Origin of the sequence: Clostridium sp. BNL1100, from assembly GCF_000244875.1 — a bacterium.
Lineage (GTDB): Bacteria > Bacillota > Clostridia > Acetivibrionales > DSM-1351 > Ruminiclostridium.
On sequence record NC_016791.1, the window covers coordinates 4257036 to 4269686 of the forward strand.

A 12651-nucleotide genomic window follows, 5' to 3' on the forward strand; every position below is an offset into this window, starting at 1 on the left:
ATTTAAAACACCTCGCTTCTTAATTGTTCATGTTTGTACTCTCTCAATTGGACGTGGGTATAGCTACCCAAAGCAGAATTTTGTTTGTAGAGCAAGCTCAAATCAATATACATGTTGACCGGTACAATTCTTTTCAACAGCTTTTCCACCTCGGCAAGCATGGACTTAGCCGTTAGTGCCACTCTAACAACAAGCTTGTATTCATAATTTCTTAAATCAAGTGAGTAGCCCGAATCACCACATAACGTTTCAAGCTGCTGCGCCAGTTTTTTGTAAGTGTAGGGCAGCTTTTCATTGAGTCTGGTCAAAATTCTGAATTTTCTCACCTCAAGACTGTCAGAGCCTTTTGGATTTATTTTAAGGATTGCTTCCCAACGCTTTACCCCGTTTTCGGTGGAATCGTTTATAAACTGCTCCTTCATAACATTGTCAAGCCTGCCCCAAAGGGCCCGGATTTCAGGATTTTCAGAAGCTGCAAGCGCTTGGAATTCCCTGAAATCCTGTAAAAACTCCGGCAGATAGTTCAAAATATTGACTTCCCTATCCAATGACATCACCCCTGACCGGAATAGCATCTTTATCAAGCATCAGATTTTGCTCTATACCATTGATTTTTGTCCCTGATATGTCCACAATCCCTTCAATCTCCAACAAACGGGTTTCAATCTGGCTTATCCTGACTATAAGGTTTTCGCTGTCTGCCCACGCTTTACTTAGCTCATTAAAATAATTATCGATAACCGTGTCCACATACCCCTTTACGTCCTCCCAATTCCAGGCTTCATGGTATGTCAGGTTTATCGTTATGTTAACTTTCTGTTCCGTAACCCCTATAACCGTAACTACATGCCCGATAGGTGCAAATCCTACACCTTCACCTTGACTGTTTAAAGGGTCTATCTGGATTTGAAGACTGTCAATTAAATCACTTGAAGGCTTTTGAAACTGGGAGCTTATAACCACAAGTTTAACCGTACCCCCACCATTCCAAACCGGATATACCTTAATACCCCCAACTCCTTGAAGTTGATTTACCTTTTCCTTATAGTCGGACATATTACCCCCAAAAGCCTGTGAATCCAAGGTTGCAAAATATCTTGCTCTTAGTTGTTCCGTATCCTCTTCATCCTCTCCCGAAATAAGAAGTTCGGTAATTTCCGCTTTTGTCAGTCCCTCAATGTAGTCCACGGGAATCAACATTCCGAAATATCTGTTTCCTTCTGCTCCGGCAGTTTCGCATTTGAGCTTGAAATCACAGTCTTTTATTTTTTCGGTAACAACATAATTAAGGTTTCCCAGAGAGAATCTTGAACCCAGCGGAACATTAATATTAAATACACCTTTTAAAGTCGCATTGGTAGCTTCAGTCGGAACAATTCCACGTTCTGCAGCCCTTTTAATTAAAAAATCCCTTGACGCTGAATCGGCAAAGGTTTCATTCAATATTACATCTGCTTCAATATACATTTGGGCCAATTCGGTAGCAGCCGGAGCCAACGTATCAAAAATAACCGAGCCTTCCCGTTTGTCAATCGTATCCGGAACCCGGTCCAACATCCTTTTCAAAAGCACCTCATAGGTTATATTTTCATACATTTAAACCATCACCACCTTTTCAATATCAGCAGTACCTTCCATAGTGTATGCAGTAAATCTGACCAAAACCTGACGTTTGTTTGATTCAAAATAAAAGTCTCCCACATCAGTAATCCTGTCGTCCTCCTGCAAAGCCTCACGAATTCTGTTTTCTATTTCTGAATACACAAATGCAGCCGATTCACCAAAAAGGTCTGTTAATTCAATCCCGTAATCCCAGCTATAAATCAAATATTGGAATTTTTGGGTATTCAGTATTTTATAAATTGCCTGCTTAACCGCCTCAATCCCGTCAACTGAACCTCCGATTCTCATTTCCTCAAGATTCATTTTATAGGTTTTGCCCGGCTGCTGACGGATTTCAAAATCAGCCTGTAAATCATCATTTAAAGTTGGAATCATTCCTTCACCACCTTATCAAAAACAAGGTATTTTTGCCCGCCCTGCAGCTGAATCATTATCACACTGTCACCCGCTGTCAATCCGTTATAAACTGTAAATTTCCTTTTCCCCCCCAGTTCATCCGATATTTCCACCACATGTTCCTTTACATTATTGGTCAATATCAAATGAGCCTCCTTTAAAATCAGCTTTTGATCAATACTGATTGCAAGGGGAGCGGTACTTAGAACATTCCCAAAAACAACGGTTGTAGGTTTTGAATCATTCACCGCATCTATTGCCGCCATCTTGATAATTTCAACCATATTAGGCAACAAAATCACCGCCCCTCAATGTGATATCCATATAATGCTGGTTGCTCTTAAAGGTGTGTTTTACGGTCTCCACAAGCATGTAGTTCTGAACTTTTATATCTCCAAGCTCCAACCAGACCGGGATGAGGCATCCCCCTCTGACTCTGATATCTCCTATTGCATTGGAAACAGAAAGGTTTCGGGTTTTTTTGTTATACAGTTTGAGAAGTCCGTCAGCTTTGGCTTTAGCATTAGTATTCTGATTAACCTTCTCGTAATATTGAAGAAGTCCCCACGCAGCAATGTTATTACTGTCTTTTGCCTCATAAATTTCACGCTTCTTTGTTTTGTCATTATCATAAGCCAGTTTTATAAGGTTGTAAGTATTTGAGTCAATAGACGAGGTATAATCAAAATCCTCAGCTGTACTCTTTTCGATAAGAACGTCAAGTTTCATGGAATCAATACTCTTTAAGCTAATAGCACCAAAGTCATCAAACAGAACATACATCTTATTCCTGTTCTGCATTGTAATATCAAGGGCACTTTGAATCATATCCATTAATGTCTTGTTATCCTCAACTCTGGTTTCAATCACATAACCTGTATCTTCAATTGTTCCGGTTAACAGTTGGAAGTCATCCGCCAACTTTTTTACTATCTGACTTGCCGTGCGGTTTTCAAATACCTTTGTGTCTTTATTTTTGAGATACCTCAACTGGTCGTATGCAGTAACCTTTATAATCTGGTCACTGCTACGCTTTTTAGTGAAAATATGGCCATTGAAGACCTTTGTATTGTCTACCTTTAGTTGCACTAAGTTGCCTTCCTGAAAGCTTATAATTTCATCTTTTACCACTAAAAATTCCAGTTTACCCGGGATACCTTTTCTGGAAGTCTCCCATGTTATTTCATCCTCAATGCAAGGCAAATACACATTAGAACCATTCTGAATCTTTAATTCAACCAAGCTTAATCACCTGCCCTACTTTTATAAGGTTAGGATTTTTGATTCCGTTCAGCTTGGCTATCTGAGGGTACTTTGAGCCGTCACCCAGATATTTTTTACATATTGCCCAGAGGGTGTCTCCTTTTTTTACTTTATAGATTTTAGGTTTGACCGGAGTGGATTTCTTACTGCCTCCTGTGGGTTTAACGCCTTCTACCGGATATTTTAATGCGGTACATTGCTTATACTGTTTGAGGGTAACAGAAACGGTATAATCAAGACCATTTCCTGCATCCTCTGTTATGCTGTACTCTTCAAGAGAAACCCAAGTATTTGTTATTTTACGGACAAATTTATCCTTAAAGGATATCTCTTCTTCGATATACAGCTTAAATGGTTTACAATCGGTTTTTAAACGGCTGAAATGGTCCAGATAATATTTGGGATTTACAAATTCCTTATTAGGGTAGTCTGCAAAAGGGTAATTTACCTGTGGAATGAGCAATTCAAAGGAAAACTCAGTTAATCCCGGAGCTTTTAGTATACTTGCTTCACTGCCGTCAATCAGGCTAACGGTTTTATTCTGGTTCTTGATTTTTGTTTCAAACTTTGAAGGGGCAACAGGCATCTGAACACCTCCCAGCCAGATTTTATAAGGCATCAGTTATACACCCCCTCTGCTGCTACCGACATTGTTTCATAAACCTTCTGCTCCATATATGAAACAATCCCGTCCAAATCAAGGTTACTGTTGACATTGTTATGATTAGTCATATCCACCTTGATTTCTGCAGTAGTAAATTTATTTACTACCTCCTGTTCGGCTATATCCCTCATGTACTTCAAATCCTCTTCGGAAACTTGCATTGAATCCTTCATGGCACCTGTGTTAGCAGCAGTATTGGCAATATGATTTTTCATATCGCTATCTGCAATACCGCCGACTTTAGCGGAAGCAGGATTTTTCAATGAGTTATATCCGGGTACATTGAAATTTGAAGCTGATTTGTCCTTTTTAGCAGCCTGAGCCTTTACATTCTCAATGTTGTCTTGTCTTTTTTGTAAATCTGCACCCGCCTCGACTTGACGTTTAAGTATATCAACGTCATGTTGCTGTTTTATTGAAACTACGTTCTGTTTGTACTGCTCAAGGTCTGCCTCTCTGGCTGTCTTTTCGGCTTCGTTCTGGATTTTTGTCTGTGTTCCGAAATTAACATGACCTACAGCTTTTATGGACACTCCCGGAAGATTATTCAGCAATCCAATAAACTTATTGATAATATCAACTGCGCCGTTTACCATGTTCTGTAAAATGGTGAGTACACCCACCTTCATATCTCCCATGAAATTCTGAATTGCAACCCCTGCCGACTTCATCCCCAACATCATTAAATTCCAGAGATCAATAACCCAGTACACACCTGTAAAAAATGAAATTTTTAGAACATCCCACAAAATGAGCATAGCATTGACCACAATCATCCAAGCAACATGAATTCCGCCTACTGACTGAATCCATTTATAAATAAGACCTATTATTACTCCTATAACCAATGCAATCCAAAACAGTGGAGAAGTGAACAAGGATGTATTCAACCCATCTTGTGCTATTTTCTGCATAGTTGTAGCTATAGTCGAAATACCAAGCCCTATTGCATAAGCACCTGCTGCCGCAGCAATCCCCCAGAAAATAGGTGCGATTGTTGCCCAGTTATTATAAACCCACGTAGCAGCGTTTGCTATTGCCTGCAATACGGGAATAAATGCTTCAAACAACGTATTTTTAATAGTTGAACCTATTTGTTGAAAGGTTACCGGCATTGTGGCAAACTTTGCATTAATTTGGTCAGAAGCGCTTAATACAGAGTTTTTCAAAACTTCTGCCGAAACACCTTTTCCGTCAATAAGCTGCTGCTGAGATTGTCCCGTGTATTTTGAAACTGCCTGCCCCAGTGCAGGTGCGCTTTGGAACACAGATGCCATGTCCTCTCCCTTCAGATTTCCGGAAACCATTGCATCAGTTATTTTATCAATGCCCTTTGTAGCCTCACCTGACTCAGCCCCCGCAAAAGACTTGTTCATCAGTTCGGTAAAGCCAAGGATTTCATTATTATCTTTAAACTTACCTTTAGCTGAAAGCCCAAGCTTTGTTACAGTTGCAGCTGTACTGTCATAACCACTCCTTGAATTATTGGCAGCAGAATAAACTCTATGCTGTAATTCTCCTGTGCTTTGACGTTTATCAGTCATCATTGAAAGGCTGGCATTCTGATTTGAGTATTTATCAACCAATGCCATACCTGACTTTATGTTAGATGAAAAGTCTTTAACCTTTCCCACCATTTCAGTAAATGAAAGCTTTTTTGTTCCCTGTGACTTCTTTTCTAATTTTTCAATGGATTCACCAATTGAGTCGATAGACTCCTTAACTTGATCCTGAACTGCATAAAATTCCCTTGCAATTAGCTTCGCCACATTTGCAATTTCCCTGAATCCACTCATATTAAAGGGTTTTTTTAACTGATTCTGAAGCTCCTCAGTTTTATCTATGATTTCTATCACAGGCTTTACAACCGTACTCAATGCGGTTGTAGTCCCACCCATCAACTGTAGTGAATTTGCTACTGTAGCCATTTATATCACCTACCTTTATGAAAAAGGGGTTGTTACAAAACCGAAAGTTTTTTGTTTTAACACATGTACTCCCGTATAAAATTATATCAATGATTGCTTCCATTGATACAATTTATACTTTGAGTACAGGTTAAACAAGATAAAAATTAATTTTGCGACAACCCCTTTTATTTTTACCTCTTTTTTGGCTTGTTTTTGTTCATTTCCTTTTTATCGTTTTCAATCTTAATCTGAATAGCCGCAGTTATAAAGGCCCTTTCTTCTCTTGGAAGCTTCAAAAACTCACCGGGTGTTATATGAAATTTGTGAAGGCAATAGTATGCAATATTAGCATCGCTGTCGCCTTCGTTAATTAGTTTTTTGCTTCGTCTACCATATCTTCCATAGTAACGTCAAAGCCGTTAACCTCTTGGATTTTAGCCAGATAATCGGCATATTCTCCCGGCTTTAGCATGGTTTTAAGAAGAGTATCCTCACCCATGCAGCCATAGCTGTTCTGCAGCTCCGCATTATGTAAATCAGGGTAAACAGTACATCTCGCAGCAAGCTTTCCAAGGTAAGCATTGTAGTCGGTTTCGGGAGTATACTGGTTTTTCTTGCCCGGAATCTGCACCTTGCGAGTACATGCCTTTCTTATGGCTTCATCCTCCTCCGAAGTAATAGAGCAGATTTCCCACTCCACAGGCGCCCCGTTTTCATCTACAAACCTCTTTGATGCAACATATTTTACATTCTCATTGTCTAACACATTTTGCCTTAAAAAAGAACTTAATCCACTCATATTAGTAACACCCTTTCCTTATTTAACATTCCATTCCGGGAAGTACGGAGAATTTTTCGTGTATTTCAAAATCTTCAAAAGTAAAGTCCATGTCTTCATCCAGATATTCTGCATCAGCATCAAACTTTGTAAGTATTCCGCCATCAACATTGCAGCCCTTTAAAATAACTGTCTGCCTTCCTGCGCTGGAACTTGAATCTTCATTTGTTACCTGAATATCAAAATATATATCCTCGCCTGTGTCCTTGTATCTTGCCAGCAAATCTCTGAAAATAGAGGTATTGTAATGGAAGGTGGCAGAGCCGGTTCCCTTCCAGCCCGTAGCCTTGTTACCTTTTCCCGTTCTGCCCAGAATAGGTACTTCACTCTTGGTTTTTTCAACCTTTGCTTCAAGATTTATAGCCTGCATAAAATTATATCTTTTATCCTCAATAGTAACGTAACATTCCGCCAAGGATGCACTTAACGCATCCTTTCCATTCATTGTCTGCATATTCATCCGCTCCTTTTTTTATTATTGTACAACTGTGGTCATATAAAGCTGTTCCATAGAATTCATAATGGTAACAGCATCCTGAATTACAATTGCCCTTTTGCTGTCTCCCTTTGAAATAACAACATCTTCAGGCTTAAAGTTTTCAATGGCTCTTATGCTTTGAAGCTCCTGATGATGCTTTACAACATCATTCCAGAAGGAAATTCTTCCGGCTGCGTCATTTGGAACATTACCGTTGTATTTAGTGTTAAACAGAACGGCAATATCGTTTGCAATCTGATCAAGAACCCTGATTGTCTGATTTCTTCCGAAATCGCTGTTCTTGTCATCAGTGTAAGATACATAACTGTTGATATCCTCAAGTATACGGATGTCATCTCCAACCCTGTGAAGAATAAATTTACCTTCTGAAACGGCAGCTTCAAGTTCACTTTGTCTGAAATCAGCATTAACTGTAAACTCTCCGTCATATACCTTGTTTGTATTGCTCTTATTTACAGGGCAGCCTGCTGACATACCCGTTACCCAGTAAACTAATACTGACGGAGTTATCTCTACTGCAACATCATTTTGAACATTGATAACACCTTCATAATCTGCCGGTGTTCTGTAAAGGACAGTCTGGAACTTAACTCCCGACTCATCCCTCATTCTTTTTGTGAACTCAACAAACAAGTCTGTTACCTCAGGCGATGTTTCCAGACATCCAAGAGTATTAAAGGAATAGGACTCAATCTTGTCAAGAAACGTTTGGTAGTCCTCTACGGTAATATTTTCGCCGTTGGTTCCGCCAATCAGTTGTATTCCGCTTGTTAATGCAATTTCACCAACAATAAAATCAACAAAATCATTGGGAACCATTTCAGCCATGCTTGAAACCGTTTGGGAATCTACTCTGGTTGCTCCCAGGAATGTCTGTACATCAAATCTGTTTGCATCGTTGCCATGCTGTGCAATAACAATTTTGAGATCATTTCCTCTGGTTCCCGCATATTTTGCAGTAGCATATTTACATGCCGCCTTTTGTCCTTTATTGAGCTTATAAAAATATCCGGCTCTTATATGTCTGAACAAATCTCTGAGTCCTTTTAATTTCTCATCCTTTAAGTCATAGCCGAAAAGCTTCAGAGAATTCTTCTGGAAGCTGTCTGCTTCAACCTTGAAAACCTCTCCGTCAACGCCCCAGTCAAGAACCAGTGGCATTGCAGCATACCCCCTTTCGCTAAGTGTTGCGGTTGCCCTTGATGTACTTACAAAATTAATGTAGCTTCCGGGTAAAGCCTTGTTTTGTTTTAAAAAAGTGCCTCCTCCAAGTGCCATGAAATTCACCTTTCCTTTCAAAAATTTTGTTTATTAAATTATCAACCTCATCAAAGAATACATTTTATAAATCTGCTCCTTCGAAAAGATTGGTATTTCTAATATTGCTGATTTGTTACTCCTGTTTAAGGCCGCCTTCCACAGCTATATTTCCCATAGGTTCCTCTGACGGTGTTTCCTTATAAACATAGAAATTGTAATTTACGTAAAAAAGCAGTACACCCTCGACAACCTCGCAGCTCATTTTGGAACCTCTGAACAAATCTGCTTCCATTAAAATGGATTCCAGAGTATCATAGAGGCGATCCGCAACCTGACAAATTTCTGTATTCTTGTTTGCGGTTGCGGGACAATACTTAATAGTAAATCGTTGCTCTCTGTAGTACCTCTTTCCTGTTATCTGCTTCTGAGTGAAATTATTAAGAGAAATAAAAAAGCAAGGTGATGTCAGCCCCTGCTCTGCCTCTTCTTTATATACTGCAATAGAACTTCCAAAATCTTGGGTTAGTTTAGTTGCAATTGCATCAATTACCTCAATAAGAATAATAATCCCTCCCTGCTGTTTGAATTTTAATTAACATACAAATACCTCCTCACATCTTTTCATTTAATGGGAACAAAAAAGGAGCCGGAATATTATCCGCCCCCCATTCAACTTCAAGTTCCTTTTGAAATATTTAGTTGTCTCTTTCTACAAATACTATTTTACATCATATATACTGGTATTGGTTGGTATTGTTTTTAGAAATTTATCATGTTTTTTTCTTACGGTCTCCCATGAGTAGCTCATACATTCTCCGGTCTGCTCCCAGGTCAATCCGTCTATGTAGCGGTAAACCATTATCTGTCTTACAGTGCTGTCCTCAATACTTTCTATGAATTCATAGGTCTTGTTAATTTTTCCCATAAGGCTTTGTGTTTTGATTCTAATTCGTACTCCAATCTCATTCCTCTCTTTAATACATTCCTCAGACATTTCCTCACGGCCTGTAATTGTAAATGATTTTGGCAAATATGGGAATTGTGCCATACTTCCTCTTACCTTATCAGTTACAATCGTTTCGTTGTCTCCATAGCTTAACTCCTGAAGTTTTTCATTTAGCTGCTTTATTTCTTTCTTTAGCTTAATTATCTGACTTAACTCTTCTTTTATCATATTACTCTCCTTTTTATATAATCTAGCGCCGTGTTATTCCCATTCGGGAACAACTTGTTTAAAACAAATCTATAATTAAACGTACTTAATATAATCTTGTCTCTTATTGGGAACAATAAAATAATATCACCCGGACTTACCAATGTCAATAAAAAGTCTCCAAATGGAAAATAAAATTTGCATTTGGGAACAAAAGTTGTATAATATAATTGTTACGACTTACGCAGGAGGGTTTAAAATGGCATCTATCAATGAAAGAATAAAAGAGTTAAGAACATCTCTGGGTTTTTCAGTTGATGAATTTGCAAAAATACTTGGTATTCATAGAAGTTCCGTTTATAGATATGAAGGAGAAAATGAAAAAGAGACTAGAGATGTCCCTATGAATTTGGCTATATTAATTTCCGAAAAGTTCAACGTAAGCCTCGATTGGCTTGGAGGACTAACCGATACAAAGCAACCTGAGTTAAGTACAAACGAGATTACAGAAGTGTATGCTTCTCTAAATGAGGAAGCCAAAAAAGAATTATTTAACTATGCAAATTATTTAAAAAATAAAATGTAGAAAGTACATTTTAAAATTGTTTACATAACAAGTATTATATAAATGCTTTGCTTTTTTCAGAATAAAAATAAATAAAGGATTGAGATTATATCTCAATCCTTTATTTGGTGCCGAAGACCGGAATCGAACCGGTACGGGAGGTTAGTCCCGCAGGATTTTAAGTCCTGTGCGTCTGCCAGTTCCGCCACTTCGGCATATCAAAATCAACCGGCGACTAGCTTATTATAATACTATATCATGTCAGGTGTCAACACCTATTTGTCCAAATTTTTAATAAGTCATACAGTTTAGTATTGTGCAGACTTTCTATATCCACTGCTGCCGCGTTTGGATTCAACACTTTTTTTCAGGTCATGTAATTTTTCATCGCTGTCCTTCATGAATTTTGCCAAGCGGTCTTCAAAGGAAGCGTTAGATGAATTGTTTTTCCCTGTGTTCCAGTCAACCTCTACCGGCGGCCTGGATTTAACTATAGTGGGATTTTCTTCCATAGCTTTTTTAATTGACAGGCTTACCTTACCATTTGTATCAATAGATAAAACCTTTACTTTTACCATCTGATTTTCTTTAAGATGAGCACTGACATCTTTAACGTATTCTTGAGCTACTTCAGAAATGTGAACAAGTCCTGTTTTTCCTTCGGGTAGTTGGACAAATGCCCCAAATGCTGTAATACCAGTCACTTTACCCTCAACTATCTTACCTACTTCTAGTGGCATAAAATAAGAAATCCTCCTCAACAACAGCCATAGATAAGCAATCATAATGTACAGAATATTGTACATTGCTTAAAAGCAATTCGATTATATATCATATAATATAATCCGTCAAGCAATAGTTACTTATTGGTGTCTATGTAAATTTTCTCACCGTCTTTAACATACCCAAGCTTATCTCTTGCAATCTTTTCAGCAAACTCCTCTGTATTTATCAGAGACTTTTGTTTCTCCAGCTGCTGCTTTTTTACTTCCTCAGAATGAATATTTGCTTTTAAAGCAGATAACTTTGAATTACCTACCTCCAACAACGACTGTTGATGGTATACGGTATATGCAAAGTAGCAAAAAGCAGCAATTAATATGAATGTCCATACAGTGAATTTCTTTCGTTTTTTCATTGTCTTTCCTCGTAAGATATAATCTTTGATATGTTTATTTGTTATATTCTATATGTCGGCTAAAACTCCTTCAACATTAAGTCTTTTTTCGAACTTTTCTTATAAATCTGCCCCAAACCTTCACCTTTTTAATTCTATTACTTGCTGCCCCTTTTGCCTTATGAGCCGCTTTTCCCAAAATCCGGAATAATAGTCTGCCCAATTTCCCAAAACATCGTCCGACAAACCTTAACGGTACTGATAAAATTTTAAAAAGTAATCTGAAAGGATAAGTTACCACCTTCCATATAAAAAGTAATACTTTTTTTATAAAATTAATAACCATCATTGAAGAGGCAATTACAATCCTGCTAAAAAGAGACAAATATAAAGTGACTCCAAGTATATTTCCGAGAAATATAAAACCTCTCATCTGTCCATCATTACTGTTATATACGGTTAAAAACACTATAATTGCGGACAGCAGCCAGTAAATTATGTCCTCTAAGCTTAGTATTATAACGTTTGTCTTAATTGCTCTTCTTTTTATTCTAAGAATATCATATAAAAAAGCTAAAATTCCACCTGCCAAAACAGCATAAAAAAATATGTATACCTGTTCAACAATTAAACTCATTAGCTACCACAAGCCTTTATATTTTATTTAAACATTTTACCGAAAAAGGACTTAGACTTGCCGGTTTCCCCATCACTGTATTCAAGTGAGAAAATATCTCCATCCACAACAAGCTCATTAGAATCAAGGTTCAGCTTGTTAATATGCAGTTCTGTACCCCTGATAATAAGAACACCTAAATCAGTTACAGCTATAATACTTTCTTCATTAAAGCTCTCTACGTCAACCACCCCGGTTACACATAACTTCTCCCTGTTATCAAGAGTTATAATTTGATTCATAGGTTTTATAGTTTTTTTCTCTTCCATAAATCCAGCCTCCCTATTGTATCTTGCATAAATCCCATTAATTATATATGCCTGTACAACATGAAAAAGAACATTAAAAAAGGATTTAATCCACCTCTTACAGTTGATTAAACCCTTTATATTTTAATGTTTATTTTAACATGTACATTTCCTTTGCATCATCTTTTGCAACATGTTCGGTTATGCGTGTTATTTCTATTTTAGTTATGTTATTTCCAAATTGAATTTCAACTATATCCCCGACTTTTACTTCTGAACCGGGCTTGGCTACTCTATCATTTATCTTAACACGCCCTTGCTCACAAACCTCATTGGCAACTGTCCGCCTTTTTATTAGTCTGCTGACTTTTAAATATTTGTCTATTCTCATTTTGACCCTCCACATTTCTGATATGTATCCGTATTGGCAGCTATACCA

The 12651-nt window shown here is 37.8% G+C and carries 18 protein-coding genes and 1 tRNA gene; 1 reads left to right on the forward strand and 18 read right to left on the reverse strand.

The window, feature by feature from the left end; translation table 11 throughout:
* Positions 1-2: 2 nt before the first annotated feature.
* The 12 genes from CLO1100_RS18290 to CLO1100_RS18345 form a co-directional block, all read right to left on the reverse strand.
* Complete coding sequence (locus CLO1100_RS18290; RefSeq protein ID WP_242836625.1) at positions 3-554, reverse strand: putative phage tail protein; 552 nt, start codon at positions 552-554, stop codon at positions 3-5.
* Complete coding sequence (locus tag CLO1100_RS18295) at positions 541-1596, reverse strand: baseplate J/gp47 family protein (protein ID WP_014315259.1); 1056 nt, start codon at positions 1594-1596, stop codon at positions 541-543. The genes CLO1100_RS18290 and CLO1100_RS18295 overlap by 14 nt, the downstream gene beginning before the upstream one ends.
* Positions 1597-1998, reverse strand: coding sequence for a DUF2634 domain-containing protein (locus CLO1100_RS18300; RefSeq protein WP_014315260.1), 402 nt, complete (start codon positions 1996-1998; stop codon positions 1597-1599).
* Positions 1995-2315: a DUF2577 domain-containing protein gene (locus CLO1100_RS18305; RefSeq protein WP_347455845.1), complete on the reverse strand. Its 321-nt coding sequence runs from the start codon at positions 2313-2315 to the stop codon at positions 1995-1997. The genes CLO1100_RS18300 and CLO1100_RS18305 overlap by 4 nt, the downstream gene beginning before the upstream one ends.
* Entirely contained in the window at positions 2305-3261 is a 957-nt protein-coding gene (locus CLO1100_RS18310; protein WP_014315262.1) for a hydrolase, read from the reverse strand. Before CLO1100_RS18310 ends, CLO1100_RS18305 begins: the two co-directional genes overlap by 11 nt.
* Positions 3254-3901, reverse strand: a complete 648-nt coding sequence (locus CLO1100_RS18315; protein ID WP_014315263.1) for a LysM domain-containing protein — start codon at positions 3899-3901, stop codon at positions 3254-3256. Before CLO1100_RS18315 ends, CLO1100_RS18310 begins: the two co-directional genes overlap by 8 nt.
* On the reverse strand, positions 3901-5874 hold the full coding sequence (locus CLO1100_RS18320) for a tape measure protein (RefSeq protein WP_014315264.1): 1974 nt from the start codon (positions 5872-5874) through the stop codon (positions 3901-3903). The genes CLO1100_RS18315 and CLO1100_RS18320 overlap by 1 nt, the downstream gene beginning before the upstream one ends.
* A 352-nt stretch (positions 5875-6226) precedes the next feature.
* Positions 6227-6655, reverse strand: a complete 429-nt coding sequence (locus tag CLO1100_RS18325; protein WP_014315265.1) for a phage portal protein — start codon at positions 6653-6655, stop codon at positions 6227-6229.
* Between the two features lie 22 nt (positions 6656-6677).
* Positions 6678-7148: a phage tail tube protein gene (locus CLO1100_RS18330; protein WP_014315266.1), complete on the reverse strand. Its 471-nt coding sequence runs from the start codon at positions 7146-7148 to the stop codon at positions 6678-6680.
* Between the two features lie 21 nt (positions 7149-7169).
* Entirely contained in the window at positions 7170-8471 is a 1302-nt protein-coding gene (locus tag CLO1100_RS18335) for a phage tail sheath family protein (protein WP_014315267.1), read from the reverse strand.
* A gap of 115 nt (positions 8472-8586) precedes the next feature.
* Positions 8587-9021 (reverse strand): DUF6838 family protein, encoded by a 435-nt coding sequence (locus tag CLO1100_RS21370; protein ID WP_014315268.1) that lies wholly within the window; start codon positions 9019-9021, stop codon positions 8587-8589.
* 150 nt (positions 9022-9171) lie between these two features.
* The gene (locus tag CLO1100_RS18345; protein WP_014315269.1) at positions 9172-9627 is read right to left on the reverse strand and encodes a hypothetical protein; all 456 of its coding nucleotides are present in this window, start codon (positions 9625-9627) and stop codon (positions 9172-9174) included.
* Positions 9628-9865: 238 nt separating this feature from the next.
* Between CLO1100_RS18345 and CLO1100_RS18350 the strand changes: the two genes are divergently transcribed.
* The gene (locus tag CLO1100_RS18350; protein ID WP_014315270.1) at positions 9866-10192 is read left to right on the forward strand and encodes a helix-turn-helix transcriptional regulator; all 327 of its coding nucleotides are present in this window, start codon (positions 9866-9868) and stop codon (positions 10190-10192) included.
* Between the two features lie 105 nt (positions 10193-10297).
* On the opposite strand, the gene CLO1100_RS18355 is transcribed toward CLO1100_RS18350, so the two are convergent.
* The 6 genes from CLO1100_RS18355 to CLO1100_RS18380 all read right to left on the reverse strand — a co-directional run bounded on the left by CLO1100_RS18355 (position 10298) and on the right by CLO1100_RS18380 (position 12603).
* Positions 10298-10386 (reverse strand) — tRNA-Leu (locus CLO1100_RS18355).
* 93 nt (positions 10387-10479) lie between these two features.
* Positions 10480-10911 carry a S1 domain-containing RNA-binding protein gene (locus CLO1100_RS18360; protein ID WP_014315271.1) on the reverse strand — a complete coding sequence of 144 codons (432 nt, stop codon included), beginning with the start codon at positions 10909-10911 and terminating at the stop codon, positions 10480-10482.
* A gap of 119 nt (positions 10912-11030) precedes the next feature.
* Positions 11031-11309, reverse strand: a complete 279-nt coding sequence (locus CLO1100_RS18365; protein ID WP_014315272.1) for a septum formation initiator family protein — start codon at positions 11307-11309, stop codon at positions 11031-11033.
* A 76-nt stretch (positions 11310-11385) separates the two neighbouring features.
* Entirely contained in the window at positions 11386-11925 is a 540-nt protein-coding gene (gene yabQ, locus CLO1100_RS18370) for a spore cortex biosynthesis protein YabQ (protein WP_014315273.1), read from the reverse strand.
* A 23-nt stretch (positions 11926-11948) separates the two neighbouring features.
* The gene (gene yabP / locus CLO1100_RS18375) at positions 11949-12233 is read right to left on the reverse strand and encodes a sporulation protein YabP (RefSeq protein WP_014315274.1); all 285 of its coding nucleotides are present in this window, start codon (positions 12231-12233) and stop codon (positions 11949-11951) included.
* A gap of 130 nt (positions 12234-12363) precedes the next feature.
* Entirely contained in the window at positions 12364-12603 is a 240-nt protein-coding gene (locus CLO1100_RS18380) for an RNA-binding S4 domain-containing protein (RefSeq protein WP_014315275.1), read from the reverse strand.
* Between the last annotated feature and the right edge of the window lie 48 nt (positions 12604-12651).

Excerpts from the sequence above, each read along its gene's own strand:
- yabQ (WP_014315273.1), bottom strand. The coding sequence starts at position 11,925 with ATGAGTTTAATTGTTGAACAGGTATACATATTTTTTTATGCTGTTTTG.
- yabP (WP_014315274.1), bottom strand. The coding sequence starts at position 12,233 with ATGGAAGAGAAAAAAACTATAAAACCTATGAATCAAATTATAACTCTT.
- CLO1100_RS18325 (WP_014315265.1), bottom strand. The coding sequence starts at position 6,655 with ATGAGTGGATTAAGTTCTTTTTTAAGGCAAAATGTGTTAGACAATGAG.
- CLO1100_RS18320 (WP_014315264.1), bottom strand. The coding sequence starts at position 5,874 with ATGGCTACAGTAGCAAATTCACTACAGTTGATGGGTGGGACTACAACC.
- CLO1100_RS18295 (WP_014315259.1), bottom strand. The coding sequence starts at position 1,596 with ATGTATGAAAATATAACCTATGAGGTGCTTTTGAAAAGGATGTTGGAC.
- CLO1100_RS18345 (WP_014315269.1), bottom strand. The coding sequence starts at position 9,627 with ATGATAAAAGAAGAGTTAAGTCAGATAATTAAGCTAAAGAAAGAAATA.
- CLO1100_RS18350 (WP_014315270.1), top strand. The coding sequence starts at position 9,866 with ATGGCATCTATCAATGAAAGAATAAAAGAGTTAAGAACATCTCTGGGT.
- CLO1100_RS18365 (WP_014315272.1), bottom strand. The coding sequence starts at position 11,309 with ATGAAAAAACGAAAGAAATTCACTGTATGGACATTCATATTAATTGCT.
- CLO1100_RS18300 (WP_014315260.1), bottom strand. The coding sequence starts at position 1,998 with ATGATTCCAACTTTAAATGATGATTTACAGGCTGATTTTGAAATCCGT.
- CLO1100_RS18380 (WP_014315275.1), bottom strand. The coding sequence starts at position 12,603 with ATGAGAATAGACAAATATTTAAAAGTCAGCAGACTAATAAAAAGGCGG.
- CLO1100_RS18330 (WP_014315266.1), bottom strand. The coding sequence starts at position 7,148 with ATGCAGACAATGAATGGAAAGGATGCGTTAAGTGCATCCTTGGCGGAA.
- CLO1100_RS18360 (WP_014315271.1), bottom strand. The coding sequence starts at position 10,911 with ATGCCACTAGAAGTAGGTAAGATAGTTGAGGGTAAAGTGACTGGTATT.
- CLO1100_RS18290 (WP_242836625.1), bottom strand. The coding sequence starts at position 554 with ATGTCATTGGATAGGGAAGTCAATATTTTGAACTATCTGCCGGAGTTT.
- CLO1100_RS18335 (WP_014315267.1), bottom strand. The coding sequence starts at position 8,471 with ATGGCACTTGGAGGAGGCACTTTTTTAAAACAAAACAAGGCTTTACCC.
- CLO1100_RS18315 (WP_014315263.1), bottom strand. The coding sequence starts at position 3,901 with ATGCCTTATAAAATCTGGCTGGGAGGTGTTCAGATGCCTGTTGCCCCT.